Here is a 25,505-nt window from a genome sequence, read left to right on the forward strand (position 1 = left end):
ATTGAATTCCACACGGTCCGTGCTGGCATCAGCTACAAGTTCAGCACCTACTAAAACCTGTCTTCTACAGAGACAGACAAGGCCCGGGCAAACACCCGGGCCTTTTGCGTTTCAGGTGGAGGAAAGAGGAAACGGTGCGGTCAGGCCCTCGAGAGGATCGCAGCAGCCAAGCGCCGGCGCGGGTATCGAAACGTGTGGGCGCCGCAGGCTCATGTGAGATGTAATGGAGCAGCGAGGGGCTCACGAACGGGTTAATGCTCCCAGTGAGGTTGCCTCAAAGAAAGAGCGCCCGCTCATGCGGCCGGGTGCTCAAGGAGCCGGCTCCTCTTGGGAAAAGCCAGTCTCCTCCTGCGAGAATATTTCGACGCCGTCTGTCCATTGAGCCAAATATTTACTCCACCAGGTCAGGATGCGCGGACCGGTCGTGCCCCGCATCAGACGGCCGGTCTATTGCCTCCAAGCATGGAAGTCGCCCTGGCTGAGTGTCCTGAACCGTCCTCGGCTGGGGCTTCTTACCGCCGTGCCCGCTGCCTACGTCTTAGATCCCAGCCGATCCGCCTTCCGGGCATCGTAGATGCTTGTGGCCGCGATAGTGAGCCCTGCCATCAGGCCGCACAGCAGCAGAAAGACCATAAAGCGGTTCTCGGCCCTTGTGCCCCAGATCCATGCAAGGTCAGCCAAATGTTGCATACGCCACTCGAACCAAGATGAGGGCAACGACGATAAACGGTTATCAGCCACTGGACAGGTAGACATCCGGGTCAGTAGTCTTTCGCCAGCCTGCTCATTGGGTAGGCCCATGTACTACCTTGAGGATCAAGAGCTAGCCGCTCTTGGTCCTACTTTTTGGCCCATGCCACTTGAGCCCGCTGCCCTTTTGAATATGCCGCTACTTAAGCTGCTCACGACAGGCGGTACTCATTTGATATTGAAGGTCTACGTCCGGCCAATGTCCGATACGTATGTAGGGATTATCGGTCATTGACGATATTTCGCAAACGCCACGATCTACGGGTCCATGACGTGATGAGTCTCGAGTAACACGATCAATCACAGGTAAGCTCGCCTTTGTGGCAAGGCGCAATCGTTGTGCCCAGGTCCAGGTCCTCATCTTGCATTCATGAGACCAATCCATGAGGAGTTGGCAGCGGCGAGCGCACGCTGGTACTCATGCATGCGCGTCATTTCAGGGCTGGGGCCGCTGCTCCTCTTGGGCCTCGTGCCCCCTGCGTTAGTTCGTTCCTTGTCATGCCGGGACCGGTACTGCGAGCCGCTCCTGAATGGCAGGACCTCAGAGCCCGAACAGCCTCTCAAAGAAGTTCTTCTGGCGCCTGGGGCGCCGCTGGGGTTGGCTCCTGCCGCTTTCGCCGGCATTGGCGTAGCGCGAATCCTGTCCAGCGCCACCCACACCCGGCAGGCCCACCGGCTTCTGATCCTTCAGGGCGATCTTCATGAAGTTGTGCCAGACGTCGGTTGGCAGGTTGCCGCCAGACACGCCCTTGGTGGGCGTGCTGTCGTCGTTGCCGAGCCAGACGCCAGCGACCAGATTGCCAGTGAAGCCCACGAACCAGGCATCCTTGTAGTCGTTGGTGGTGCCGGTCTTGCCCGCCATGGGCCATCCGGGCACCAGCGCCTTCTTGGCCGTGCCGATGACGAAAACGCTGTGCATCATCTTGTTCATCATGGCTACGACACTTGGATCGATGACGCGGCCCGGACTGTCCGACGTCGGGCGGCTGAAGAGGAGCTTGCCGTCTGTAGTCTTCACTTCAGTGATCACGTAAGGCACAACCCGGAAGCCCCCATTGGCGAAGGCTGCATAGGCGCCCACGAGCTCAAACGGCGTGACTTCCGAGGTGCCGAGCGCGATGGTGGGGTCGGTTTGGAGCGGGGAGGTGATGCCGAGGCGCTGGGCCGTTTGCACCACGGCCCCGGGCCCGACCTCCATGTTGAGCTTCACCGCCACGGTGTTGAGCGAGAGCGCGAGAGCATTGCGTAAGGTGATCGGCCCCCGATAGCCCCGGTCATAATTCTCGGGCTTCCAGCCGTTGATGTTGACCGGCGAATCCGTGCGCACGGTGTCGGGAGTAAGCCCCCGCTCAAGAGCCGTGAGATACACGAAGGGCTTGAAGGACGAGCCCGGCTGGCGGCGGGCGGTGGTGGCCCGGTTGAACTGGCTCGCCTCGTAGTCGCGGCCGCCCACGAGGGCTGTTACAGCCCCGTCTGGCCGCAGAGCCACGAAGGCGCCCTGGCTCACATTGAACTTCTGGCCCTTGGCGTTGAGTTCGTCCACCAGCACCCGCTCGGCTGCCGCCTGCAGGGACGGCTCAAGAGTGGTCGACACCACGATGTCGGAGTCGATGGTGCCGACGACGTCGTCGAGCACGTCCACCACGTAGTCAGCGGCATAATTGGCGGAACCGGCTCCTTTGGGACGCACGGGCTCGGTCGGTGCGCCGAGCGCTGTCTTGGTCATGTCCGGCGTGATGAAGCCGAGCTCGTTCATGGCCGCGAGCACGAGTTCGGCGCGGGCTTGTGCGGCCTCCGGGTTGCGGTTGGGGGCCAGGCGTGAGGGCGATTGCACGAGGCCTGCCAGAACGGCCGCCTCCGAGAGCGACACGTTGCGGGCCGACTTGCCATAATAGCGCTGGGCGGCCGCCTCGACCCCGTAGGCGCCGGCGCCGAAATAGACGCGGTTCAGATAGAGTTCGAGGATCTGGTCCTTCGAGTAGTTGCGCTCGAGCCAGAGAGCCAGGATCGCCTCCTGGATCTTCCGCGAGGCAGTGCGCTCCTGGGTCAGGAAGAGGTTCTTGGCGAGCTGCTGCGTCAGGGTCGAGCCGCCCTGCAGGCCGCCGCTGTTGCTCAGGTTGCGGTAGGCGGCGCGGCCGAGGCCCATCGGGTCGATGCCCCAATGGTCGTAGAAGCGCCGATCCTCAATCGCGACGAAAGCCTTGGGCAAGTAGGGTGGGAGTTCCTCTAGGGAAACCTCGCGCCCGCCCGTTTCGCCGCGGTTGGCAAGAAACGAGCCGTCGCTCGCCAGGATGGCGATGTTCGGGGGCCGTTTCGGCACGGTGAGCTGATCGATCGGCGGCAGATGTGAGGCGTAGTAGGCGACGATGCCGCCCAAGCCGATGACGCCGCACAGGCAGAGCCCGAGCCCGGCATAAACCACCTTGCTGAAGAACGAGCCGCCGCTTGTGCGCTGGGCCTTCTTGGGATGACAAGGCCCGTCATCGCCGGTTTGAGAGGCCCGCCTGGGCGCTACGGCCTCGCCCTCCCGATTCTCGGACGTGGGACAAGAATCCAGCTCCTGCGCTTCCGTAGCCGGCGCGTCGACAACCGGCTCGCGCCGGTCACATCCGTTCGCCACGTGTGATCAACCCCATTCATCCCATCGGTGCAATCGGGCGTTTCTGCCATAGGGGCTTGGCACAACCAAGCCCCGGAGGGGACATGCATGTCACTCCCCGAGACCCCACGCGTGAGGGCACGTTCAACTTAACTGAGTAAAGGCGGTATTCCGCTGTTCTCCGCTCTTCCGCGACTGGTCTAAGCTATTGAAACATCATGGCCTGCTTCGGACCGAAGCACCGGGAAGGGTAAGTAAGCGTAAATTGATGGTGCCTTGCAGGCCTCGCCCAGTGTCGCCATGTTCTTACTCCTAATCGAAGGGAAAGAACTTCCAGCGCACGGAAACGCCCCGGTGAAAAGCGTGACGGTCTTCAGCCGGGGCGTCTGTGGCTTTAGGGGGCTTATGCCACACCAGCTAAGCTAGGTTGTCCTGATCGACCCGCAACTGGACAAAAGAGGCGAGTCTTTATTCCTGCTTACGCACTCCGCATCGGGAGTTGCTCGGGCAAGGTAATGCCCTAATCGAGGGAGCCTTCCCCGACCTCTAGCTTAGGGCTTCAATCGCCTTGGCCGATGGATTAGGCTCGGCGCTTCAGCTAGGGGATCTATCCTGCCCTCGGTCCGCAGCTTGGGGTCGCCGAACAAAGGTCCGAGGAGTTCCTTGACGCGCCCGCTCAAGGTCTTGGCGCCGCCCCGATCCGATTTTGGTCCATCGCACCGCTCCTGAGATCTAGCCTGTTCCGAATTCGGATACCAGCAGCGGCTGCCTTCCTCTGAGATCCACACTCCTGCCGCAGTGCGCCATTAGCAAGGCTTTCCCGAGTGTAGGAGCGAGGAGAGGGATCAACGCGCGCTTACATCAGCTTCCTGTTTGATCCGCTGCTTCCGCTCTCCCGGCAAGTCTTGCTATGCGATCCGCCGCCTCAGGCAGGTAGTTGCAGATGCTGCTGCGCCCACATGGCGGCCTGGGTGCGGTTGCCCGCCTTGACCTTTCTCAGAATGCTCTTGATGTGGACCTTCACGGTCGCTTCTGCGAGACCGAGCTGACGCGCGATCATTTTGTTGGATGCGCCCTGCATGAGGCATCGCAGGATCTGGGCTTCCCTGTCCGACAGCCGCCCTACAAGCTCGACACCCGGGAACGGAGGACCTTCCTGAGCGTCCAGCCCGCTCCAATGGGGCTGCTGTTCGAGCAGAGCCAAGCCTATCTCAGCCGGAAGGAACGTCTCACCGTCGACAACCAACTCCAGAGCCTTGACCAGGCTGCTCCCACCCATGGCTGGGGAGCAAAGCCCGTTCAGGCCGGCTTGGAACAGACGGAGGACGGTGTTGGGCTCCAAATGGTCGGCCAGAACAACCACCCGGGCTGAGGGACACTGAGCCTTCAGCCGCTCAAGGGTTTCCAGATAAGCGTTGGGCGAGAGGCTCTCTCCCAGCAGGATGAGAACGCGGTCGCTCCCAGCAAAGATTGATATGTCCGACGTCAGATCGACGACATGATCCGTCAGAGCGAACGGCGTGTTGGATAGGATCAACCTGAGACCAGTGCGAAGAACAGTGTTGCGGCAGATCAACAGGGTCGTGGTACGCGGTACGGCATTATAGGCAATCGAGTGCGATTGCATCCTGACAACAACTTCTTGTCTCATAACTCAATGCCCCTTGGCCCCTTTAGCGGGTAACTCAATACTGTACCAAGAGCTTGCCCAGTGGTTTGTCCCGAACGGGGCAGCAACTGGGCACGGGTGGGTTAACTCTTTCGGCAGCCTGAACCTCAGAGGGTCACCGTCCGTAGGCTCATTGGCACCACAGGCCGCAATTTGCCAGGGTTAAGGAAGGCTCTAAGGCCAGCGTCTTAGAGCATAACGTACATCAGGATCACACAGCTCAGGCCGGAAAGTGCAAGGGCGAGCGTCACGATGGAGACAGCCTGGTTTCCAAACCGATCAAGCTCAGCCTGAGCCGCTTCGGGTTGGGCATGACGTTCCAGGTCAAGAAAGTTCATTGTGCCGCCTCAGGTCCGGATCCCCTCTGACATACAAACGCCGTGGTACTCCCTAAGGTTCAGCTTACAATGCTGAGAACGAACCTGAATGAGGGTTGGTTTCCGATCAACGCTGCGCCGCGTGATGGCACACCCGTAATTCTCTGGATGAGCGGCGAAGAGACCCCGCCGGAGGCCCCGGAGCCTGTCGGGTACTGGACGGCTAATCCGAATGCCGGCATCGGCTATTGGCGACTCTTCGGTGACCCACCCCGCTTTTGCGGGGATCGGCAGATCCGCGGCTGGCGCCCGCTTCTCCGGAGGGATGATACCCCGCGGTTCTCGGCAGAGCCTGGGAGGAACAGCACAAGACGGTGCGGCGGCACATAAGACGTTAACCCCGGATCATGAGGATTAGGAACGGCAGCCCATCTCCTTTGTTGGGGGTTCTATCAACCATTGGCAGATCTCAGCCCCATGTCTGTTTTCGAGCCTCGAATGGTGGTCCTCGTGGTCGAGGACGAAACCCTCGTACGCATGTTCATGGCCGACTTCCTGGACGAGGCCGGGTTCAAGGTCTTTGAGGCCGTCAATGCCGATGAGGCAATGACCGTTCTCAAAGCTCGTCCCGACGTTCAGGTCGTCGTCACCGACATTGAGATGCCCGCAGGGTCCATGAACGGCCTCACCTTGGCTCGGGCCATCCAGGAGCGTTGGCCGGAGATCGGGATCGTCGTCACGTCTGGTCGAGAGCGCCCCGGCCCCGACGACCTGTCGGACAGGGTTGCTTTCCTCGCCAAGCCCTACTTGCCCGACACCATCATCAACGTGATCCGGCAATTGGCCACCCCTCAGGTCGTGGAGCGGCAGTCTGCTCAGAGCGCCTGACGTCCCGTCTGCTGTCAGTGGACGACTGGATCCAGAGGGATCGACGCGAGGACTTGGCCGGATGGGGTTACAATGTCGAGCCGCCAGCCCTGATGCCATGACGCATCGAGGTCGAGCGCAGCCTTCCTGATGTCTTGGATGGCTAGGAGGGCCAGTTCCTGAGCCCTCTCCAAATCTAACACCTCAACGCCGACCTCATCCGGGATGATCTCGTGCTGGTTCACCAGATGGAAGTAGCAATGCATCGGATGCCTCTGGATCCATGCAGTCCCAGGCTGCTCAACCATGACTTTGACGGTATCGGTACTGCAAAGATATTGCTTTGGTAGCTACACACTGGCGAAGGGTCTGCCAATACCACTCCATGATGACCTCCATGGCGGGAATAGATGCTGGGCTCCCACCGTTAACGTAACTTGTGCTGGTCAGATCACTGGACGGTATGGCAGGGATGCTGACGACCGCAGCAGGTTGGAGACGTCGATCAAACTATGAAAACCGCAGCAGAATACAGCAAGCACGCTGAAGAGTGTCGGGTGCTCGCCAAGCAGATGCCCGATGGTGAGCAGAACAAGCAGCTTCTGGAGATGGCCAGAACCTGGGACGCCCTAGCCGCAGAGCGGGAAAGGTTGGTCCGAAACCGCTCCGAACTCGACACAGCGGAAGAGTCGAGCAAGGCTCGCATGTCCTCCATCCGCCAGTCTTAGGACTAGCTCATGTCGCGCTCCTTCTTCGAGGCTGGATGTCCGGGAACGAGATAGCTCTGACCTCAACCATTGTGATTGCGGCCTTTTCCATCCTGTTCGCGCTTGTCATGAGCCGGAAGAAACCTCCGCGTAAGGAGCCTTAACTTCGCATCGCAACAGTCTGGAACGCGCTTGCTGCTACGAAAAATTTACCATGGCTGCTTCAGGATACCTGCGCCGGGCGTGTTGCGTATCAGCCCGAAAGAGGCGGGGTTGTTTCGTCCTCCGCATGCGCCCTGGCTGAGGGTTCACGACTCCCCTTGGCCAGGGCCTCAGGCGCTCTCAGCCGGAGGTCGGCAATGACCCCTCGGTGAGGGCGCTTTCTCACGCGGATAGAGGCGAAACGGGCTCAGCTATTGCTACTCGCCTCTTGCTCTCCATATGGCCCTGCTTTCACCAGGTGTCTGATTGCTCATGATATCGGTCGCAGAGTACCGGCTACACGCCGCGGAATGCCGCAAGCTCGCCCGGCAGTTGCCTGTAGGCCTCCAGCGCGAGAAGCTTCTTGGGATTGCCGAGCACTGGGATGGGCTCGCACAGGCCCGCGAAGCACAACTGCGCAGGAGGTTAGACGCTAAGGCGGTTAAGCCGCCACCGAACGGGGAAACTTGAGGCTGGCGGCTCCAGGCCGGGGTCTCTATGGACAGAAGCAACCATTCGCCTGATCCCTGGAGGGACCGACTCCTCGACGATTAGGGGAGCATGAGAAAGCGTGAGGCTGCTTATCCAGCTGCACAGGGAGAAGAGGTTAGTGTCGGAGGGGATGGTCTTGGTAACCGTGGACGAGCCTCCCGACCCGCAGGCTGTCTAAGATGTGCCCCACGAAACCTTATGCTCTCGTCAGATAGGGACCAGAACAAGATCTGTATCCATTGACACGCTAAGGTAGCACGGATCGGTAACCCTTCAGATCGGGCTTGCGAGCTGAGCGCTCAAAACGAAGTAAGTTGATGCTCACGCGACCAGGTACCCGTTTGAAAGTATTGCATTAACCCGCCTTCTTGGACCGGTCCGGACAGTACGCTCTCTCAGGCAACACTTCGGAGAGCAGTACACTTCTCCATCGGTTGTTCAGCCCGCCATGATGGCTGTCGCTTTGCCCCTAAAGGCGAGATAAGGAACTCAACAAAATCAAGGGCAATCCTTGCCGCTAAATGTGAGATTTTGCCTATAAAATCGAGATTTTTCCCTCTAAAAGTGAGACAGCGTTTACAGGGGCGTGCGGCTGGCTGCGATGGAGATGAAACGGGACCTGACAGAGTTTGCCAAGGCCGCCTTGCTCCGGACCTATCACAAGGAAGCCCGTTTGCTCGCCACCGTCGATCGTATCGCGCGCCAGATACAGCACCGCGTTCACACGCAGGGATCAAAGAGCAGCGAACAAACCTGATCGGCATCTCGCCTTTAAGGGCAAAGAAAGTCGCTTTTCGACACCCAACGCGACGAATCTCAAAGTTAAAGGCAAAGTGACAGTCGCCCAACAGATCGACAGCGGGGTCTTTCGCATTGGGAACCGATCCTGCGGGGGGGGGCGTTTCCGCCATGCCCCCAAGGAAGGTGCTGTGGCCTGCATTCGCCTCATGCTTCGCTGCCTGCTCGTCGTGACGGTTGCCCTCGGCCTCGCGAGCGCCCCGCTGTATGCGGTCGCCCAGGCTACGGATGGGCCTGCGGTTGACCAGCCCCATCACGGGCATATGGTCATGGTCGACCAGGGATCCGCCGACCATGACCATGCGGCCCCAGCCCAGCCCCATGCAATGGGGCAGACCTGCTGTCACCCCGGCTGCGTCATGGCCGTCGTGCCAGGCTTTGCCGATCTGGCGACTAATCCTTTGCCGTGGGTCACCATTCCAATCCCTGGTGCCCCGGGTGTGGCACCGTTTGCTCCGTTGGGACTCGACCGCCCACCAAAACGGGCCTGAACCAGAGGCGGAGCCGACACACTCCCGTGATGGCTTCCGTTTGCCATAAGACCTGGCCTGCCGGCGCGTCGGGCGCCGTGCCTTTGCGGGCCGACAACTCACCGCGCCTTGAATTCAGGAGATCACCATGAACACTCGTACGCTTGCCCTTGCGGCCGCCTTCCTGTCCGCCGGCACCGCTGGCGCCTTGGCCCAGCAGACCCAGCCGCAGCAACAGATGCATCACCCCTCTGGCGGCCAGATGGCCATGTCGGCCGAGAGCCTGCCGGAGGAGTGTCGGACTGCGGTTCAGGCCAGCGGCCAGATGCAAAACATGCAGAACATGCCGGGCATGGACATGTCCGGCATGATGCAGAGCATGCAGGGCATGATGGCCAACATGAACGACGCCCAGAAGGGCTACATGCAGGCCATGATGAAGATGCACGGCCCGATGATGGCCGCCCACATGATCAAGGACTCCGACGTTGCCTTCATCTGCGGGATGATCGCCCACCACCAGGGCGCCATCGACATGGCCGATGTGGTCCTCAAGACGGGCGACAATGCCGAGGCGAAGAAGATGGCTGAGAAGACGAAGAAGGAACAGGGCCAGGAAATCGCCGAGATGAAGGAATGGCTATCCAAGAACGCAAAGAAGGAGGGCTCCCAATAGGGCAATTGAGCCCTGGCCGCCGATCGGCGGTGGCTCCTTTCCCATGCCGGGAAACGTGCAGGAGGGGCCGTTCGGCCCCTCTTGGTGTTGGCTTCGTCAATGATGGCTGGTTTGGGTGGTCCGGACAGCCTGAGGCCCGTGCGGATACTCCTTGTTGTGGGAGTGGGTCGAAAGCTCCGTCGCCTGAGCGGCTTCTCCGTCCGGGCCGTAGAAGACCCCGTGCAGGCCCCAGTAGCCAGAGACGAATACCACCAAGGCGACCGCCAGACCGGCTGGGACCCAAGCCAGGCTGCCAAAGCGCGGCAGGGAGCTCGGCACCTTCACGGTGATCGCCTTGGCCTCCCGGCAGGGATCGGCGGCCACCAGGAAGAGGGTTGCCATGATCAGGGCGTGTCCCACGAGGTCGATGCGGCCGAACGGGTACACCGCAGTGAAGAAGATCAGCAGCAGCGACACCGCCGAGAGACGGCGCACCAGCGGGGTCCAAAGCAGGCCGAAGCCCAGGGTGAATTCCGCAACGCCAGCCATCGGGATGAACACGTCACGCGGCATGCCGAAGGTCAGGAAGGGCTTCTCCTCGACAAGCGGGTAGAACCAGTTCGGATAGGCGAACTTCTCGAGCGACGACCACATGAGGGCGATCGCGATGCCCCAGCGCAGGGCTAGGAACCGGCGGGCCCGCCATTTCTCGTCGTTCGACGAAGCCATAACCAGATAAGCCGCGACACCGACGCCAAGCGCTAGATAGTCGAGCAGATGGAAGAGATCGTACTCGCGCAGCGCCACCACCCAGAGGGTAATGATGCCGGCGGCCGCGATCGGCATGGTCCGCCGCGAGAACACGCAGGCGGCGATCAGGAGCTGGGCCCACGAGATCAGCTCCGAATCCGTCTTGAGGTCAGGGGTGAGATAGATCCCGCCAACGGCGAAGATCGCGACGAAGAACGCCGCGGTGGACGAGCGCATGAAGTCGTCGGAGCGGCTCCAGAGAGGGGCGCTGATGCGGTCGAGGCCAGACAGGACCGCCTTGCCGGCAGCCGTGCGCTCGACCGCGAGGGTGGCGAGGAAGAAGGCCAGCACCAGGCCGATGCCCGTCCAGAACCACTGGTTCGTCAGCGTCGCGCTGATCGGCTGCGGCGAGGCGTCCACGATGTAGGGTGCGAACCACTTCACGTGGGCCTCGGCGGGCAGCGTCCAGGCCGCACCGGCGACCAGGGCGACGAGGCCAGACGCGGCCTTGTTGAGGGAAAATGGAACTCTTGATTTCGGCTCGTACGACACGGAGCCGCTCGTGGCGGTCACGGCAGGCATAACGTCCTCGTTACTCATGACTATTGTCTTCGAGCCGAGGGTGTAGGCGTGTTCGGCACCGCGGGAAATTCAGATCATGTCCCTAAGGTCACGCCCCTAAGGGATGTCCCGGAGCATGGGGCCAGCGGCAAGGAGGCCGCGTCAGATCGCACCCGTCAGGCGGCCCATGACGCCGGCCCCGAGGATGGCGAGGAGACCCCAGCACGTCCAGTAGGCCATCGGTTCCCACCAGACAGGCGGAGCGTCAGCTTGTTGCTCCAGACGATGCTTGTCGTACATGCCCCAGGCGTGGACCGCCGCACCGACGAGCAGGAGCGGAAGGCCGAGGGAACCGATGTGGCTGGCGGCCAGCGCCCCGAGACCGACTCCAAGGACGACCGCGCCGACACCCGACGTGAGCTCGGCCAGCCGCAGGCGGTCAGGCCTGGTGGCGGTCACTCGCTCTTTCCATGATGGCGGCCATGGCCCCCGTGCATGAACAGGTGCATCAGCGGGCAGGCCAGCAGCAGCAGGTACGGCAGGGCCGTCAGGATGTGGTCCGTGTGGGTTGCGAAGAGGTAGATCCCAAGGGCGGCCAGTCCGAGCGTGACGACCCAGCCTAAGGGTGTTCCGACCAGAAGTGTCCGCCAGCTTTTGGGCGACGTCGAAGACACGTTCGGTGTGGTGGTCATGGTAGGCCTCCCGATCAGGATAGGGCCAAGTCTAGGCCGCCTGCCGGGAACCTGCTTTGATCTCGCGCAAGTCCATGGCTCCAAGGGCCTCTTTGTCAGCTCGGTGGAGCCATGGACGACTGGATCAGGCGGGCATCAGGTCGATCACGCGCATGACCGCGGGTGAGTTGCTTTGGTTCTTGTCCTCCTCGAACGAGTCCTTGGCGCAGGCGAAGACGTGGCCAGCCTTGGCCGTGTACGTCTTGTCGCCCTGCTTGACCCAGACCTCGCCCTCCAAGATCTGGCAGATCATATCGTTCTTCATCGCCTCGTCCGGAAATCCGGAGCCCGGCGCGAAGACATAGTCGGTGACCACCGCCGTCTTGTACGCCCCGATGGCGATCGGCCACTTGCCGAGATCGACCTGACGGATGCCTGGCATGATCTCCTTGCCGGCATCCGGACCATACATCGAGGCCGCCGCTGCCGGACGCGACAGCCCCATGGCCGGAGCGAGGGCAACACCGAGGAAAAGAGCCGACCTGCGATTGAGGCTTTCCATGGCATCCTCCATCCCTGAGCCATGTGCCAAATGCACATGCAGCGGTCAGTTCACGCCCGGTCAGCCCAGCTGTCAAAACACATTCACAGGCGCACGGTCCGCAGCCGGATGGCATTGCCGATCACGCTGACTGACGACAGCGCCATGGCGGCGGCCGCGATGATGGGCGACAGCAGGATGCCGAAGAATGGATAGAGCACGCCCGCCGCGACCGGCACGCCGAGCGCGTTGTAGATGAAGGCGAAGAACAGGTTCTGGCGGATGTTGCCCATCGTGGCATGTGACAGCCGCCGTGCCCGGACGATCCCGGTGAGGTCCCCTTTCAGTAGGGTCACGCCCGCGCTCTCCATCGCCACGTCCGTGCCGGTGCCCATCGCGATGCCGACGTCCGCGGCTGCCAGCGCTGGGGCATCGTTCACGCCGTCGCCCGCCATGGCGACGACCCGGCCCGCCCGCTTGAACTTGTCCACCACGGCGCTCTTCTGATCCGGCAGGACCTCCGCCTCCACTTCATCGATCCCCAGCCGCCGGGCGACAGCCTTGGCGGTCGTCCAGTTGTCGCCGGTCAGCATCACGACCCGCACGCCCTCCGCCTTGAGGCCAGTCAGGGCTTCTGGCGTCGACGCCTTCACCGGGTCGGCGATGGCGATGGCCCCGGCCACCTTGCCGTCGACGCCGGCGAAGATCGCCGTGGCGCCATCCTCCCGCAGCCTGTCCGCCTGCTCCGCCAAAGGAGCGACGTCGACACCGTGCTCGGCCAGAAAGGCCTTGTTGCCGAGGACGATGCGGCGGCCGTCGACAGTGCCCAACGCCCCCTTGCCGGTCGGCGAGTCGAACTCGGTGACCGCTGCGGTGGCGATACCCTGCTTCTCCGCGGCGGCCACGATGGCTACCGCCAGTGGATGCTCGCTCGCCCGCTCCACGCTCGCCGACAGGCGCAGGACCTCGGCCTCGGTGAAGCCAGGGGCGGGCACAATGGCCGTGACGGCCGGCTTGCCCTCGGTGAGCGTGCCCGTCTTATCCACCACCAAGGTGTCGACCTTCTCCATGTGCTCCAGGGCCTCGGCGTTCTTGATCAAGACGCCGGCCTGGGCGCCGCGGCCGACGCCAACCATGATCGACATCGGCGTGGCGAGCCCCAGCGCACACGGGCAGGCGATGATCAGCACCGCCACGGCGGCCACGAGGCCGTAGGAGAACTGCGGCTCGGGTCCCCAGATCATCCAGGCGAGAAAGGCGAGCACCGCTACCCCGATTACGGCTGGCACGAAGTACCCGGAGACCTGGTCGGCCAAGCGCTGGATCGGGGCGCGGCTGCGCTGGGCCTCGGCCACGAGCTGGACGATCTGGGACAGCATCGTGTCGCGGCCGACCTTCTGGGCCTCGATCACCAATCCACCCGACTGGTTCATGGTGCCGCCGATCGCCTTGGCGCCGATCTCCTTGGTCACGGGCATGGACTCGCCGGTGACCATCGACTCGTCGACCGCACTGCGGCCGTCAACGACCACGCCGTCAACCGGCACCTTCTCGCCCGGCCGCACCCGGAGCCGGTCCCCGACCTGCACGGTGTCGAGCTGAACCTCCTGCTCGGTGCCATCAGGCATGATCCTGCGGGCCGTCTTAGGCGCGAGGTCGAGCAGGGCTCGTATGGCCCCGCTCGTGGTCTCGCGGGCCCTGAGCTCGAGCACCTGGCCGAGCAGGACCAACACTGTGATGACGGACGCCGCCTCGAAGTACACAGCGACGGCACCATCATGACCGCGGAAGGCCGCCGGGAAAACGTCAGGCGCCAGCGTCGCGACCATGCTGTAGACCCACGCCACCCCCGTGCCCATGGCGATCAGGGTGAACATGTTGAGGCTGCGGTTGACGAGCGACTGCCAGCCTCGCACGAAGAAGGGCCAGCCCGCCCAGAGCACGACCGGGGTTGCGAGCAGCATCTGGATCCAGTTCGACGTTTGCTGGCTGATGTAGTGGCTGAGGGCCGTCAGGTGGCCGCCCATCTCCAAGGCCACCACTGGGATAGACAGCACAAGGCCGATCCAGAACCGGCGTGTCATGTCGATGAGTTCGTGGCTCGGGCCGGTCTCGGCCGTTGCCACGACCGGTTCCAAGGCCATGCCACAGATCGGGCAGGATCCCGGGCCGACTTGGCGGATCTGGGGGTGCATCGGGCACGTGTAGATCGTGCCCTCCGGAACGGCTTCCGCCTTCCTCTCGGCTGCGGGCTCTGTGTATCTGGCCGGTTCCGCCATGAACTTCGACTGGCACCCGGACGAACAGAAATAATACGGCTTGCCTTCGTATTGGGCCCGATGGGTGGTCGTATGCGGATCCACCATCATCCCGCAGACCGGATCCTTCACCTTCCCAGAGTCTGCTGCGGGTTCATGGTGATGATGGTGCCCAGCATGGTCGCCATGGGCATGGGGATCATGATGATGCCCATCGTGGGAGTGGCGGTCGACGGCACGGTTGTCGGTCATGGCTCACCTCGCCTGATACGCTGGGACGGATGCTCGCCCTTGCCATCGTGGGAAGGTCAAGCTTCTCCAAGCACCGGATTACCGGCGGCTGCGCCTTGAGGCATTGATCCAAGGCAACGCGCGGCCGCCGATGACGGTCACTTTCCCTTCCGGATGCTGACGACGCTGATCTGGCCGTTCACGCGATCGGCCTGGAACCGAACCCGGTCGCCGGCCTTCACGCCCTTGATCACCGCCGGGTCCTGCGCCCGGAACACCATCGTCATCGCATCCATGTTCAGGTTCGGGATCGGCCCATGGTCGATGGTGATCTTCCCGGCGCCGGTGTCCACCTTCTCGATGGTGCCGGACACCATGGGAAGATTCGCCGCTGCGGCTGGCTGGGCCGAAGCCTGGGGTGCAGCCGATTGCGTTCCGCCGGTCCCGAACCTCACGACGGAAATCTTGCCGTTCACGCGGTCCGCCTGGAACTGCACCTTGTCCCCGGCCTTCACGCCTTGGAGGAGGGCAGGGTCTTGAACCCGGAACACCATGGTCATGGCGTCCATGTCGAGGTTGGGGATCGGGCCGTGATCGATCGTGACCTTGCCTGCGCCGGCATCGACCTTCTCGATGGTACCGGACACCATGGGGAGTTGGCTGGCGGAAGCCTGTGCGGCGGGTTGCGCCGGGACAGCAGCCTGCACCTGCGGGGCAGGGGTGGCAGTCCGCTGATCCAAGGGGCCGGATCCATGCGGCGGCTGGTCCAGCTTGGCGCGGTAATCCGCCTGGCGGTTGCGGACCTGCCACTCCTTCAGTTCGGAAATCTGCTTCTGTTGCTCGTCGATAATTTTCTGTGCGACCCGGCGGAGCTGCTCGTCTGCACCGTGCTCGAGCTGCGTCCGGGCGAGGAAGATCAGGTCCTCGTGGTGGGCGATGAGGAGGGCGGCGAAATCCTTGTCCGGGTCACCGACGAGCTTCATGTCCTTGAAGCGGTCGTCCATGACCTCGCGGACGCGCTCGTAGGCGGCCGGCGCCCCCGCGGCGGGCTGGGCCTGCGCAGTCCGGTCAGGGCCGATGGCGACGTTCGCCAGCATGGCCCCAAAGGCGGTGAGGGTGACGGTCAGGCGTTTCATGGCAGTCTCTTTCTTGAAGCGGGATGACCGCCTCGCGGAACGGCGGGTCTCGGACGCGTTCCGCAAGGCGGGGAGGGCCTTACGAGCCCTTCTTGATCGAGGTGACGGAGATCTGGCCGTTCACGCGGTCGGCGGTGAACTGGACCTTGTCGCCGGCCTTGATGCCCTTGAGCAGGTTCGGGTCCTGGGCGCGGAACACCATCGTCATCGGCTCCATGTCGAGGTTCTGGATGGCGCCGTGGTCGATGGTGATCTTGCCCTGGGCGGTGTCGACCTTCTCGACCGTGCCCGAGACCGTCGGCAGGCCCTGCGCGAAAGCGGTGCCGGAGAGGCTCAGGGCGGCGATCAGGCTGATGGCAATACGCTTCATGGGAAACTCCTTTTCGGATTGCGATGACGAGGGGATGGGAGACGTCACTTGACGACGACGGTGCCGTGCATGCCGGACTCGTAGTGGCCGGGGATCAAGCAGGCGAACTCGAAGGTGCCGGCCTTCGTGAAGCGCCAGACGATCTCGTTGGAACCCATTGGCGCGAGCCGCTTCCCGTTCGGGTCGTCGTGCTCCATGTCCGGGTTCTTCTGCATCTGGACCTTGTGCTTGGCATTGTTCTCGATCGAGTCGAGCATGAACTCGTGATCCACTTGACCGTGGTTCTTGAGCACGAACTTCACCTGCTCGCCGCGCTTGATCTCGACCTTGTTGGGCTCGAACAGCATCTTCGCGTCATCGGTCTCCTTCATGGTGACCTCGATCGTGCGGGCGACAGACTTCTTCGGGTCACCCGGCTCGCCGGCCGCGAAGGACTTGTGGGTGTGGCCGGGCTCGCCGGGAGCGGCAAGGGCCAGCCCGGTCGCCAGTGTTAGCGCCGCAGCGGCGCCCATGACGGTGGAAATGCAGGTCTTCATCGATAGCTCCTTTGGCATCGGTTTTGTCGGGATCAGTGATTGTCGTGGCCGCCGGCGGTGCGGACCGGGCGCTTGCGCGGATCGATGGCGCGGAACTCAGCCGCCTTCACACCGCTGTCGGGAGAGGTTGCACGGGCGGGTTCGGCGAGTTGCTCGCCCTTCCATTCGTAGGCGACCGTTCCTTCCGGGTGCTTGTACCAGCCCGGATCCTTGTAATCGTCGGCGGCGAGGCCGGGGCGCACCTTCACGACCGAGAACATGCCGCCCATCTCGACGGGCCCGAACTGGGCGAAGCCCGTCATCATCGGCAGCGTGTTGTCGGGAAGCGGCATCTCCATCGAGCCCATCTCGCCCATGCCGCTGTCGCCCATCGGCATGTAGCCCGGCGCCACCTTCTTGATGGCGGCTGCGGTCTTCTTCATGTTCACGCCGATGTAGGTCTTCACGTCGTGGCCCATGGCATTCATGGTGTGGTGCGACTTGTGGCAATGGATCGCCCAGTCGCCCGGCGCATCGGCCACGAACTCGAAGGCCCGCATCTGCCCGACGGCGACATCGACGGAAACCTCGGGCCATTGCGCGGTCTCGGGCACCCAGCCGCCGTCGGTGCCCGTGACCTTGAAGTCGTAGCCGTGCATGTGGATCGGATGGTTGGTCATGGTCAGGTTGCCGAACCGGACGCGGACCTTGTCGCCCTGGCGCACCACGAGCGGGTCGATGCCGGGGAACACGCGCGAGTTCCAGCACCACAGATTGAAGTCGGTCATCGTGTTGACCTTCGGCACGTAGCTGCCGGCCTCGATGTCGAAAGCGTTGAGCAGGAACACGAAGTCGCGGTCGACGCGGCGCTCGGCCGGATCGCGCGGGTGCACGACGAAGAAGCCCATCATGCCCATCGCCATCTGGACCATCTCGTCCGAATGCGGGTGGTACATGAAGGTGCCGGACTTCTGGCAGATGAACTCGTACACGAAGGTCTTGCTCGGCGGGATGTGCGGCTGGGTCAGGCCACCGACGCCGTCCATGCCGTTGGGCAGGAGCTGGCCGTGCCAGTGCACCGCCGTGTTCTCCGGCAGCCTGTTGGTGACGAAGATGCGGACCTTGTCGCCCTGCACCGCCTCGATGGTCGGTCCCGGCGACTGGCCGTTGTAGCCCCACAGGTGCGCCTTCATGCCGGGCGCAAGCTCGCGCACGACGGGCTCGGCGACGAGATGGAACTCCTTCCAGTCGCCGTTCTGCCGCCAGGGCAGGGTCCAGCCGTTGAGGGTGACGACGGGTTGGTAGTCCGGCCCGCTCTTCGGATAGAGCGGCGGCTGCATCGTGGCCTCGGTCATGATCGGCGCCTCGGGCAGGCTGGCGGCCTGCGTGCGTCCGCTGACCATGGAGGCGCCTGCGAGAGCCAGGCCTCCGGCGCCGAGAAAACCTCTGCGTGAGAGATCGGTCATTGCGTGTCTCCTTGTCAGTGTCCGCCGCCACCGCCGCTGGCGGCCGCAGCTGTGGTGGCTTCTCCGCCGCCTTCACCGCCGCCGGCCCCGCCGCCGATCAGGGCAGCCTTGAGGTCGGTAGACGCGATCCAGAAGTCGCGGCGGGCGTTGATGGCGTCGACGTTGCTGAGGATGCGGGTGCGGGCGTCGATGATGAGCTGGCTCACGTCGACGAGCATGCCGCTGTATTGGAGCAGGGCCTCGTCCTGGATTGTCTTCTGCAAGGGCAAGACCCGGCCCTGGTAGTGACGGGCGAGATCGTAGTTGCCGCGGTAGCGCAGGTAGGCCTCGCGGGCCTCCGAGCGCACGTTGACGGCCCGCTCCGCCAGGCGGTTGGCCGCGGCCAGGTAGGTTTCCTGGGCATTGCGGACGCCCACCGCGCCGAAGTCGAAGATCGGGATCGTGAACTCGATCTCCAAGCCCTTGCGCTTGATCCGTTCGCTCTCGACCACCGTCTGGCCGTCCTCGGTGAAGACGGACGTCGTGCGTTCGTAGCTGGAGAGGCCGGCGAGTTCGACGTCGGAGACGAAGCGGGTGGCATTCGTCAGGCCGAACTGGCGGGCGGTCGCATCCAAATCGTGCCGCAACGCCTGGAGGTCGACACGGCGTTCGAGCGCCCGGCGCTCGATGTCCTGGGCCGAAGCAATGCGGGCCGGCAGGGGCGGGAGCGAGTTGGGCAGGCGGAAGTCGATGTCCCGGCCCCAGAGACCGAGCTGCCGGATCAGGCGCTCACGGGCAACCTTCTGCTCGATGCGGGCGCGGGCAAGCTGGGCGCCGAGTTCCTGATAGAAGGCATGCTCGCGGGCCTGCTCCAGCTTGTTCAGCGAACCGCTTTCGCCGAGTTGCTTGGCAAGCTCCGAGGCGGTCTCGGCGGTGCCGAGCGCCTGCTGCATAAAGGCGATCTGCTGGTTGGCCGCGATCGCCCGGTAGTATTCCCGGCGGGTCTCGGCCGCGAGCCGGAGCACGGCCTCGGCGGTGCGGAACTGGGCGGCACGGAAGCGCTGCTCGGCAACCGCGGTCCGGGCGGGAAGGGTGGCCAGTTCAAACAGGCCGACGACGATCTGGCGTTCGATCTCCAGTTCCAAGCTGCCGCCCAGCCGCGACAGGGAAGCCGTCGGGCTCGGCGGCAGGCTCGTCTGGATGTACTCGGCCTCGGAGACGCCGAGCTCGTTGAACGCGACCTGGAGGCCCCTGTTCTTCAGCAGGGCGATCTGGACCGCACTGTCCGGGGTCAACGGACGCCGCAGCAGGTCCTCGACCCGCTGCTGGATGCCGATGGCCTCAGCCTCGCTGGTGATCTTGACGACGTCCTTACCCAATTCGCTGTAGGCGACCGTCTGCGCCGTCGACAGGCCACCATCAGCGGAGAACGAGACGCAGCCCCCAAGGAACAGGGTCAGGGCGATGCCCCCGAGCAGCCCCAGCCGGCGGGTTGGTCCCGCATGATTATGTTCAGTCATGATCGTGTTGTCCTTGGGCATGGATCATCGTCCCCGTCGGGCGGCGTCGTTGCTGTCGTCCCGTTCGGGGGCGGCGCCCGGCGTGACGCGTCGGTTGAGCTCGCGCCAGTCGAGGGGTTCGACGACGTCATAGGCGCGGACACCCGCGGTCACGGAGGCGTAGCCGGGGTTTCGAACGCCCACGGACGGGTCAGCGGGAGCCGCCAGATAGGCTGGAGGGGTGGTGGCGACGCAAGCGCCAAGACTCAGGGTCAGGACGGCGAGGCATATAGGTTTCAGCATGGTGTCGGTCTCGGGTCGACCACCGTCGCAGCAAGCAAAAGAACCAGCGGAACATCAGACAGACTCGGAGTCCGGGCGTTCAGATCTGTTTCGGGCTTTGAATGCGGAAAAGCGGCAGCCGGTTGAGCGTCGTCGGGCGGAACCGCTCAGGCGAGCGGACACGCCGGTTCGTGCGGGCGTCGAGCCGCCCGCGCCTGACTCAGACGGTTCGTGGCGGCCTGTCGAGGCCGCCTGCTGTGATCCCGCCGACCTGCTCGTCGCCGGGCATGGCAATGGGAAGCCGGGATGCCCCTGGAGAGTAGAGAACGGGAAGATCAGTGTCCTGGAAGGCGTGGCATGTGCCCATGCTGCAGCAGGCCGGGCCGGTGCAGTCCCGGGAGCTGCCGTCATGGTCGCTGACGTCAGCTGTCACGGTATTGCCGGGGGATGTCAGCACATCCCCGTGCTCGTGATCCCCATTGTCAGCATGCTCATGGGCGTGCCCGCGCTCGGCATCGGCTGACAGCGCGTGCTGATGTCCACCCGAGGCAGCCACCGGCGCCACGGAGATCGGGAAGATCGCCATGGTGAACGCAAGCAGAGCCACGATGAGGGTACCCAGCAGCCGCAACGGAGAATCGCTCCTGTTCGTCAGAATCGGCTGTCTCTCACGAAACAATGGCATGAACAAGGGAGGACGCATGACTGGTCACCCCCAGGGCAGGAGGACTGGTTCGGCGGGAAAGCCGGCCTGACGGAGAGCACGCAGGAGAGCGGATTCGAAGCGGCTGGAAATGATCCTCACGGTGCGGTCCAGCAGGTTGGCCTCGACGCGGACCTGCTGATCGATGTCCTGCAGCGCCCGGACAACAAAGCCCAGGCAGCCGCCACAATTCAGGGCGGGGACGTGAAAGACGTGAAGGAGGTGCATGGTCGGGTCGCCGGATTCGCGTGGATCCCTGCCTGTTTGAACCTTGCCATCATGGCAAGGTCAAGCGGGGCGGCGCTAGGGCTCCGGAACCGCCTCATCCAAGGCCTCGCGGTAAGCCAGGAGTTTGCTCTCACAGGTCTAATGTTTTGGAACAATCGTGATGACGAGAAACCCGTCAGCGCCCTGGTCGAAGGACAGTGAATAGTCGGCAAGGAGCCCGGCACCCGCACTATGTCCCGTGGTCAGGACCGTTTTGGCCCAATCTGCGAGAAGCTCGTCGCGCCGTGGGGGCTGCAGGTCGGGGTCATAACCTGCCATTGTCGCACTCAGCACGGCGAGGGCATCGCCCACGAGATCCTGCGGACTGATATGGGCCTCATCCCTGAGAAGGTCGGCAGAGATCGCGATCAGCGTGGTGCGGGGTGGCGTTGCGTGCCCCTCGACAGTGGCACTGACCGTGGGCGAGGAGAATCGGCATTCCGCTGTTCCTTTGCCCTGGCAGCCCTCAGGCTTCAGCCGAAGGGCGAGCCCGGCTTGAGCGAGGTGGCGATTGATTGATGTGCCATATCCGGCAGGAGGCCGGTCAAAAGGGTCGGCCGAGGCCGGCCCGCTTAGGCCCGCTGCCATGCCGAGAGCCGTAGCCACTGTCCTTGTCCGGTTCCACACGCAGCGGCACCCTCCATCGGGAGACTGTGGCCCCTTACTATGGCTGGAGCATGCTCCTAATGCTGGTCGTGCTGGCATTGGCCATGATCGGCCAACACCTCGATGATCCGGCACTCGGAGACTTTTCGGTGGTCGCAGGCGACCATGGCCTCGAGCTCGTCACGCAGGGCGGTGAGACGGGCGATCTTGTCCTTGACCTCGGCGAGATGGGCCTTGGTGATCTCATGCGCCTCGCCGCAGGAACGGTCAGGATGGCTGGCCAGACCCAAGAGTTGCCGGATGGCCTCGACCTCGAAACCAAGCTCGCGGGCGTGGCGGATGAAGTTGAGCAGGCGGACATCCTCGACACGGTACCGTCGCTGCTGGCCTTCCGTCCGGACGGGCTCGGCCAAGAGGCCGATCTGCTCGTAGTAGCGGATGGTCGGGATCTTCACCTGAGCCTGCCGCGACAGTTCGCCAATCGTCAGAGACATCGAAAAAAAGCCTCTTGAAGCTCTAGCCGCTAGAGGATGTAGGGTCTCCGCGAATCGAAGTGAAGCAGTTTTGTGAGCGTAGTGATGCGTGAGGCCTGCAATCTGCCCGGCGGCCACGAAGAGGAGCCCCAGACCATGTCATCGAAGGAGCAGCGCACCCGTTACCGGGTTTCCGGGATGGACTGCGCCTCGTGTGCGGCCAAGATCGATACGGCCCTCCGGCGGACGCCTGGCGTGGCCGACGTGAACGTCTCGGTCCCGGCAGGAACCGTAACGGTCGACCACGATGACACGGTTGTACCCGCCGCGCTCGCAAAGCGGATCTCAACGCTCGGGTACAAGGTCACCGGGCAGGGACCAGCGGGCCCCTCAAGAGCAAGGCAGCACGGCCACAAGGACAATCATGGACACGTGCATGGACCTGGTTGCGACCACGACCATGATCACGGCCACGATCACGATCATCATGGCGATAAGCACGCTCACGATGAGGAGGCTTCCGCCGGCCTGCACGGGCATCTGCACGATCATGGGCCCAGCGAAGGCCCGTGGTGGAAGAGCACGCGCGGGCTCCTGACCATCGCCTGTGGCTTGGCGCTCGTGGCCGCCTACGGGATTGGCCAACTCCTGCCCGAGACCGGACATTGGGCCTTCGTCCTCGCCATGGCCGTCGGTCTCGTTCCCATTGCCCGGCGCGCCATCGTGGCGGCCCGCTTCGGCACGCCGTTCTCAATCGAAATGCTGATGACCATCGCGGCCGTCGGCGCCGTGATCATCGGGGCGACGGAGGAGGCCGCCATGGTGGTCTTCCTGTTCCTTGTTGGCGAGCTTCTCGAGGGCGTGGCCGCCGGTCGGGCCCGCGCCAGCATCCAAGGCCTAACTAAGCTGGTGCCGAAGACGGCGCTGCTCGAACGCGACGGAACGACCGAGGAGGTTCAGGCCGACACCCTGATGGTTGGGTCGATCATCCTGATCCGTCCGTGTGATCGGGTTCCAGCGGACGGTCTGATCGTCTCAGGCGAGAGCGCCATCGATGAGGCCCCGGTCACGGGTGAGAGCTCCCCGAAGCGGAAGGGGACGGACGACACCGTGTTCGCCGGCACGATCAACGGCGATGGGGCGATCCGCGTCCGTGTCACTGCGGCGGCGCAGGACAACACCATCGCCCGCATCGTGCGCCTGGTCGAAGAAGCCCAGGAGAGCAAGGCTCCGACCGAGCGTTTCATCAACCGCTTTTCCCGGTATTACACGCCCGCCGTCCTCGTGGTCGGCGCCCTGGTCGCCATCGTGCCGCCGCTTCTCTTCGGCGCGTCCTGGGGCGAGTGGATCTACAAAGGCCTAGCGATCCTGCTGATCGGCTGCCCGTGTGCCCTGGTGATCTCGACCCCGGCCGCCATCGCTGCCGGCCTGTCGGCGGGCGCCCGCCGTGGCCTGCTGATGAAGGGTGGAGCCGTGCTGGAAAGCCTCGGCAAGATCACCATGGCCGCCTTCGACAAGACCGGCACGCTCACCGAAGGCAAGCCCAAGGTCACAGACGTCATCCCAGTGAGGCGTTCGGAGCGGGAGGTTCTCTCGCTCGCTGCGGCCCTCGAGACGGGTTCGAGCCATCCGCTCGCTACAGCGGTCCTGGCCAAGGCGGCGGAGGCCAAGGCCCCAGTCCCTCCGGCCGCGAATGGTGCCGCCATCGGTGGCAAGGGCGTGACCGGCAACGTCGGCGGCGTGTCGCTCTTCCTTGGTTCGGCCAAGGCGGCTGAAGAGAAGGTTCCACTTACGCCGGAGCAGACGGCCCGCATCACTGCTCTGAACGATGAGGGCAAAACGGTCTCGGTGCTTCTGGCCGGAGATCAGGTGGCCGGGCTGATTGCCATGCGTGACGAGCCGCGGCCCGATGCCAAGGAGGGACTCGACGCCCTTAACCGGGCGGGCGTGAAGGCCTTAATGGTCACTGGCGACAACCGCCGCACGGCCGAGGCCATTGCGACCGGGCTCGGCATCGAGCCAAGGGCCGAGCTGATGCCGCAGGACAAGCAGGCGATCGTGCGCGAGCTCCAGGCTAAGGGCCAAGTGGTCGCCAAGATTGGCGACGGCATCAACGATGCCCCCGGCTTGGCGGCTGCCGATGTCGGTATCGCCATGGGCGGCGGCACGGATGTGGCCCTGGAGACCGCCGACGCCGCCGTCCTGCACGGGCGCGTCCTCGACGTTGCCCGTATGGTCCGGCTGTCGCGGGACACGATGGCGAACATCCGCCAGAACATCACCATCGCGCTCGGCCTCAAGGCCGTGTTCCTGGTGACGACCATCCTCGGCATCACGGGCCTGTGGCCCGCGATCCTGGCCGATACGGGCGCGACGGTGCTCGTCACCGCCAACGCCATGCGGCTGCTCGTGGCCGGCGGACGGACCTGATGCCGTCGCTCCGTCGGTGTGGATCACGGGGAATGAGCGCCGCATGCCTCAATCCTGCCGGACTTGACCGCAAGCTTTGGTGTGACTGGCCGGCGCTGCGGCAAGCAGCCTTGAAGCCGAAAAATTAAGAGAAATCGGGGACTGTCCGGCCTCACTACCCGGGCAGATCACAACGCGGGGTCCCCATCATGAAGCGTATCGCATTGGCTGCGAGCCTCGTGCTCGCGCTTGCCGCCTGCCAGGGTGACAATCGGTCCACGCGCCATCTTGTGCCGATTCCGCAGTCCACCATGGCGCTGATGGACAGCAAGGGCATGTCCAAGAGCGACCCCATCCTGATTCGGGCGTTCAAGAAAGAGTCGGAGATGGAGGTCTGGAAGCGGGGAGCCAACGGCAAGTACGCCCTGCTGAAGACGTATCCCATCTGCCGCTGGTCGGGCCAGCTCGGCCCCAAGATCCAGACGGGTGACCGCCAGGCGCCGGAGGGCTTCTACACGGTCAGCCCCGGGCAGATGAACCCGAACTCGAACTATCACCTGTCCTTCGACACCGGCTTCCCGAATGCCTATGACCAGCAGATGGGCCGCACGGGCAGCCTGCTGATGGTCCATGGCTCGTGCTCGTCCGCCGGCTGCTTTGCCATGACGGATGAGAGCATTGCAGAGATCTATGCCATCGCTCGGGAGGCTTTTGCCGGTGGTCAACGTGGCTTCCAGTTCCAGTCCTATCCGTTCCGGATGACGGCCGAGAACCTGGCTAAGCATCGCCTCGACCCGAACATCGCGTTCTGGAACAACCTGAAGGAAGGCAACGACACCTTCGAGGTCACCCGCGAGGAGCCGCAGGTCGGGGTCGGCAGCGGGCGCTATGTCTTCGATGCGGGTGATCCGTCCGTGGCCGCTGCCGTGGCCCAGAAACAGCAGAGGGACGAGCAGCAGGTGGCCGCTCTGGTGGCCAGGGGCGTGCAGCCCGTCAGAGTGGTCTATGCCGACGGTGGGCAGAACCGGGTCTTCCGCGAAGCCCTGTCGCCTGGCGAGGACGGCTCGCTGGCGGTAGACGCCAGTACCCGGAATCGTTTGGGTGATGTCAGCCGCCCGGAAGCCCTGGCGGCCGGGCCGCGTGAAATCCTCCTGAACGCAAATGGGAGCCCGCGGCAAGGATCCCCGACCAGTACGTCGTACGCGTCACAGAGGGCATCCCAATAGAACCGGCACGGCGGGGCAGGGCCGATCAACCTACCCT

At 63.7% G+C, this 25,505-nt stretch carries 24 protein-coding genes; 5 read left to right on the forward strand and 19 right to left on the reverse strand.

What is annotated here, in order from left to right; all coding sequences use genetic code 11:
* Positions 1 to 1,291: 1,291 nt before the first annotated feature.
* The 3 genes from KBI52_RS16940 to KBI52_RS16950 form a co-directional block, all read right to left on the reverse strand.
* Positions 1,292 to 3,370: a transglycosylase domain-containing protein gene (locus tag KBI52_RS16940; protein WP_262265637.1), complete on the reverse strand. Its 2,079-nt coding sequence runs from the start codon at positions 3,368 to 3,370 to the stop codon at positions 1,292 to 1,294.
* Between the two features lie 904 nt (positions 3,371 to 4,274).
* Entirely contained in the window at positions 4,275 to 5,000 is a 726-nt protein-coding gene (locus tag KBI52_RS34195) for a LuxR C-terminal-related transcriptional regulator (protein WP_371823182.1), read from the reverse strand.
* A gap of 206 nt (positions 5,001 to 5,206) precedes the next feature.
* Positions 5,207 to 5,356 (reverse strand): hypothetical protein, encoded by a 150-nt coding sequence (locus KBI52_RS16950; protein ID WP_210808863.1) that lies wholly within the window; start codon positions 5,354 to 5,356, stop codon positions 5,207 to 5,209.
* A gap of 456 nt (positions 5,357 to 5,812) precedes the next feature.
* Here KBI52_RS16950 and KBI52_RS16955 point away from each other — a divergent pair, with 456 nt between their 5' ends.
* Positions 5,813 to 6,223, forward strand: a complete 411-nt coding sequence (locus KBI52_RS16955; RefSeq protein ID WP_247654455.1) for a response regulator — start codon at positions 5,813 to 5,815, stop codon at positions 6,221 to 6,223.
* Between the two features lie 14 nt (positions 6,224 to 6,237).
* Here KBI52_RS16955 and KBI52_RS16960 read toward each other — a convergent pair whose 3' ends face one another.
* A complete protein-coding gene (locus KBI52_RS16960) occupies positions 6,238 to 6,510 on the reverse strand; it encodes a hypothetical protein (RefSeq protein ID WP_247654456.1) in 273 nt (90 codons plus the stop codon).
* Between the two features lie 204 nt (positions 6,511 to 6,714).
* Between KBI52_RS16960 and KBI52_RS16965 the strand changes: the two genes are divergently transcribed.
* Positions 6,715 to 6,930 (forward strand): hypothetical protein, encoded by a 216-nt coding sequence (locus KBI52_RS16965; protein WP_210808865.1) that lies wholly within the window; start codon positions 6,715 to 6,717, stop codon positions 6,928 to 6,930.
* Between the two features lie 2,088 nt (positions 6,931 to 9,018).
* The gene (locus KBI52_RS16970; RefSeq protein WP_210808867.1) at positions 9,019 to 9,546 is read left to right on the forward strand and encodes a DUF305 domain-containing protein; all 528 of its coding nucleotides are present in this window, start codon (positions 9,019 to 9,021) and stop codon (positions 9,544 to 9,546) included.
* 96 nt (positions 9,547 to 9,642) lie between these two features.
* On the opposite strand, the gene KBI52_RS16975 is transcribed toward KBI52_RS16970, so the two are convergent.
* The 15 genes from KBI52_RS16975 to KBI52_RS17045 form a co-directional block, all read right to left on the reverse strand.
* Positions 9,643 to 10,875: a hypothetical protein gene (locus KBI52_RS16975; RefSeq protein ID WP_247654457.1), complete on the reverse strand. Its 1,233-nt coding sequence runs from the start codon at positions 10,873 to 10,875 to the stop codon at positions 9,643 to 9,645.
* A gap of 123 nt (positions 10,876 to 10,998) precedes the next feature.
* The gene (locus tag KBI52_RS16980) at positions 10,999 to 11,295 is read right to left on the reverse strand and encodes a hypothetical protein (protein WP_210808869.1); all 297 of its coding nucleotides are present in this window, start codon (positions 11,293 to 11,295) and stop codon (positions 10,999 to 11,001) included.
* Positions 11,292 to 11,528, reverse strand: coding sequence for a DUF2933 domain-containing protein (locus KBI52_RS16985; protein ID WP_210808871.1), 237 nt, complete (start codon positions 11,526 to 11,528; stop codon positions 11,292 to 11,294). The genes KBI52_RS16980 and KBI52_RS16985 overlap by 4 nt, the downstream gene beginning before the upstream one ends.
* Positions 11,529 to 11,652: 124 nt before the next feature.
* Entirely contained in the window at positions 11,653 to 12,069 is a 417-nt protein-coding gene (locus KBI52_RS16990) for a cupin domain-containing protein (protein WP_210808873.1), read from the reverse strand.
* A gap of 83 nt (positions 12,070 to 12,152) precedes the next feature.
* A complete protein-coding gene (locus KBI52_RS16995; RefSeq protein ID WP_210808875.1) occupies positions 12,153 to 14,558 on the reverse strand; it encodes a heavy metal translocating P-type ATPase in 2,406 nt (801 codons plus the stop codon).
* 137 nt (positions 14,559 to 14,695) lie between these two features.
* Complete coding sequence (locus KBI52_RS17000; protein WP_247654458.1) at positions 14,696 to 15,673, reverse strand: copper-binding protein; 978 nt, start codon at positions 15,671 to 15,673, stop codon at positions 14,696 to 14,698.
* A gap of 79 nt (positions 15,674 to 15,752) precedes the next feature.
* Positions 15,753 to 16,043, reverse strand: coding sequence for a copper-binding protein (locus tag KBI52_RS17005; RefSeq protein ID WP_210808877.1), 291 nt, complete (start codon positions 16,041 to 16,043; stop codon positions 15,753 to 15,755).
* 44 nt (positions 16,044 to 16,087) lie between these two features.
* Positions 16,088 to 16,579, reverse strand: coding sequence for a plastocyanin/azurin family copper-binding protein (locus KBI52_RS17010; protein ID WP_210808879.1), 492 nt, complete (start codon positions 16,577 to 16,579; stop codon positions 16,088 to 16,090).
* A 32-nt stretch (positions 16,580 to 16,611) separates the two neighbouring features.
* Positions 16,612 to 18,024, reverse strand: coding sequence for a multicopper oxidase family protein (locus KBI52_RS17015; protein WP_210808881.1), 1,413 nt, complete (start codon positions 18,022 to 18,024; stop codon positions 16,612 to 16,614).
* 14 nt (positions 18,025 to 18,038) lie between these two features.
* Entirely contained in the window at positions 18,039 to 19,523 is a 1,485-nt protein-coding gene (locus KBI52_RS17020) for a TolC family protein (protein ID WP_210808883.1), read from the reverse strand.
* 24 nt (positions 19,524 to 19,547) lie between these two features.
* Entirely contained in the window at positions 19,548 to 19,805 is a 258-nt protein-coding gene (locus KBI52_RS17025; protein WP_210808885.1) for a hypothetical protein, read from the reverse strand.
* 199 nt (positions 19,806 to 20,004) lie between these two features.
* A complete protein-coding gene (locus tag KBI52_RS17030; RefSeq protein ID WP_210808887.1) occupies positions 20,005 to 20,415 on the reverse strand; it encodes a hypothetical protein in 411 nt (136 codons plus the stop codon).
* Positions 20,416 to 20,493: 78 nt separating this feature from the next.
* The gene (locus KBI52_RS17035; protein WP_210808889.1) at positions 20,494 to 20,715 is read right to left on the reverse strand and encodes a heavy-metal-associated domain-containing protein; all 222 of its coding nucleotides are present in this window, start codon (positions 20,713 to 20,715) and stop codon (positions 20,494 to 20,496) included.
* Between the two features lie 138 nt (positions 20,716 to 20,853).
* On the reverse strand, positions 20,854 to 21,360 hold the full coding sequence (locus KBI52_RS17040) for a hypothetical protein (RefSeq protein ID WP_210808891.1): 507 nt from the start codon (positions 21,358 to 21,360) through the stop codon (positions 20,854 to 20,856).
* A 77-nt stretch (positions 21,361 to 21,437) separates the two neighbouring features.
* Positions 21,438 to 21,854 (reverse strand): helix-turn-helix domain-containing protein, encoded by a 417-nt coding sequence (locus KBI52_RS17045; protein ID WP_210808893.1) that lies wholly within the window; start codon positions 21,852 to 21,854, stop codon positions 21,438 to 21,440.
* Between the two features lie 135 nt (positions 21,855 to 21,989).
* On the opposite strand from KBI52_RS17045, the gene KBI52_RS17050 reads away from it, so the two are divergent.
* The gene (locus tag KBI52_RS17050; RefSeq protein WP_210808894.1) at positions 21,990 to 24,263 is read left to right on the forward strand and encodes a heavy metal translocating P-type ATPase; all 2,274 of its coding nucleotides are present in this window, start codon (positions 21,990 to 21,992) and stop codon (positions 24,261 to 24,263) included.
* A 188-nt stretch (positions 24,264 to 24,451) separates the two neighbouring features.
* Positions 24,452 to 25,468 carry a murein L,D-transpeptidase family protein gene (locus KBI52_RS17055; protein ID WP_210808896.1) on the forward strand — a complete coding sequence of 339 codons (1,017 nt, stop codon included), beginning with the start codon at positions 24,452 to 24,454 and terminating at the stop codon, positions 25,466 to 25,468.
* Positions 25,469 to 25,505: the final 37 nt, after the last annotated feature.

This window comes from Microvirga sp. HBU67558 (genome assembly GCF_018069605.1).
GTDB classification, from domain to species: Bacteria; Pseudomonadota; Alphaproteobacteria; order Rhizobiales; family Beijerinckiaceae; genus Microvirga; species Microvirga terrae.

What these genes read in the sequence shown, in the direction of transcription:
- KBI52_RS34195 (WP_371823182.1), bottom strand. Translation starts at nt 5,000, where the DNA reads ATGAGACAAGAAGTTGTTGTCAGGATGCAATCGCACTCGATTGCCTAT.
- KBI52_RS16950 (WP_210808863.1), bottom strand. Translation starts at nt 5,356, where the DNA reads ATGAACTTTCTTGACCTGGAACGTCATGCCCAACCCGAAGCGGCTCAG.
- KBI52_RS16955 (WP_247654455.1), top strand. Translation starts at nt 5,813, where the DNA reads ATGTCTGTTTTCGAGCCTCGAATGGTGGTCCTCGTGGTCGAGGACGAA.
- KBI52_RS16960 (WP_247654456.1), bottom strand. Translation starts at nt 6,510, where the DNA reads ATGGTTGAGCAGCCTGGGACTGCATGGATCCAGAGGCATCCGATGCAT.
- KBI52_RS16965 (WP_210808865.1), top strand. Translation starts at nt 6,715, where the DNA reads ATGAAAACCGCAGCAGAATACAGCAAGCACGCTGAAGAGTGTCGGGTG.
- KBI52_RS16970 (WP_210808867.1), top strand. Translation starts at nt 9,019, where the DNA reads ATGAACACTCGTACGCTTGCCCTTGCGGCCGCCTTCCTGTCCGCCGGC.
- KBI52_RS16975 (WP_247654457.1), bottom strand. Translation starts at nt 10,875, where the DNA reads ATGAGTAACGAGGACGTTATGCCTGCCGTGACCGCCACGAGCGGCTCC.
- KBI52_RS16985 (WP_210808871.1), bottom strand. Translation starts at nt 11,528, where the DNA reads ATGACCACCACACCGAACGTGTCTTCGACGTCGCCCAAAAGCTGGCGG.
- KBI52_RS16990 (WP_210808873.1), bottom strand. Translation starts at nt 12,069, where the DNA reads ATGGAAAGCCTCAATCGCAGGTCGGCTCTTTTCCTCGGTGTTGCCCTC.
- KBI52_RS16995 (WP_210808875.1), bottom strand. Translation starts at nt 14,558, where the DNA reads ATGACCGACAACCGTGCCGTCGACCGCCACTCCCACGATGGGCATCAT.
- KBI52_RS17000 (WP_247654458.1), bottom strand. Translation starts at nt 15,673, where the DNA reads ATGAAACGCCTGACCGTCACCCTCACCGCCTTTGGGGCCATGCTGGCG.
- KBI52_RS17005 (WP_210808877.1), bottom strand. Translation starts at nt 16,043, where the DNA reads ATGAAGCGTATTGCCATCAGCCTGATCGCCGCCCTGAGCCTCTCCGGC.
- KBI52_RS17010 (WP_210808879.1), bottom strand. Translation starts at nt 16,579, where the DNA reads ATGAAGACCTGCATTTCCACCGTCATGGGCGCCGCTGCGGCGCTAACA.
- KBI52_RS17015 (WP_210808881.1), bottom strand. Translation starts at nt 18,024, where the DNA reads ATGACCGATCTCTCACGCAGAGGTTTTCTCGGCGCCGGAGGCCTGGCT.
- KBI52_RS17020 (WP_210808883.1), bottom strand. Translation starts at nt 19,523, where the DNA reads ATGACTGAACATAATCATGCGGGACCAACCCGCCGGCTGGGGCTGCTC.
- KBI52_RS17025 (WP_210808885.1), bottom strand. Translation starts at nt 19,805, where the DNA reads ATGCTGAAACCTATATGCCTCGCCGTCCTGACCCTGAGTCTTGGCGCT.
- KBI52_RS17035 (WP_210808889.1), bottom strand. Translation starts at nt 20,715, where the DNA reads ATGCACCTCCTTCACGTCTTTCACGTCCCCGCCCTGAATTGTGGCGGC.
- KBI52_RS17045 (WP_210808893.1), bottom strand. Translation starts at nt 21,854, where the DNA reads ATGTCTCTGACGATTGGCGAACTGTCGCGGCAGGCTCAGGTGAAGATC.
- KBI52_RS17050 (WP_210808894.1), top strand. Translation starts at nt 21,990, where the DNA reads ATGTCATCGAAGGAGCAGCGCACCCGTTACCGGGTTTCCGGGATGGAC.
- KBI52_RS17055 (WP_210808896.1), top strand. Translation starts at nt 24,452, where the DNA reads ATGAAGCGTATCGCATTGGCTGCGAGCCTCGTGCTCGCGCTTGCCGCC.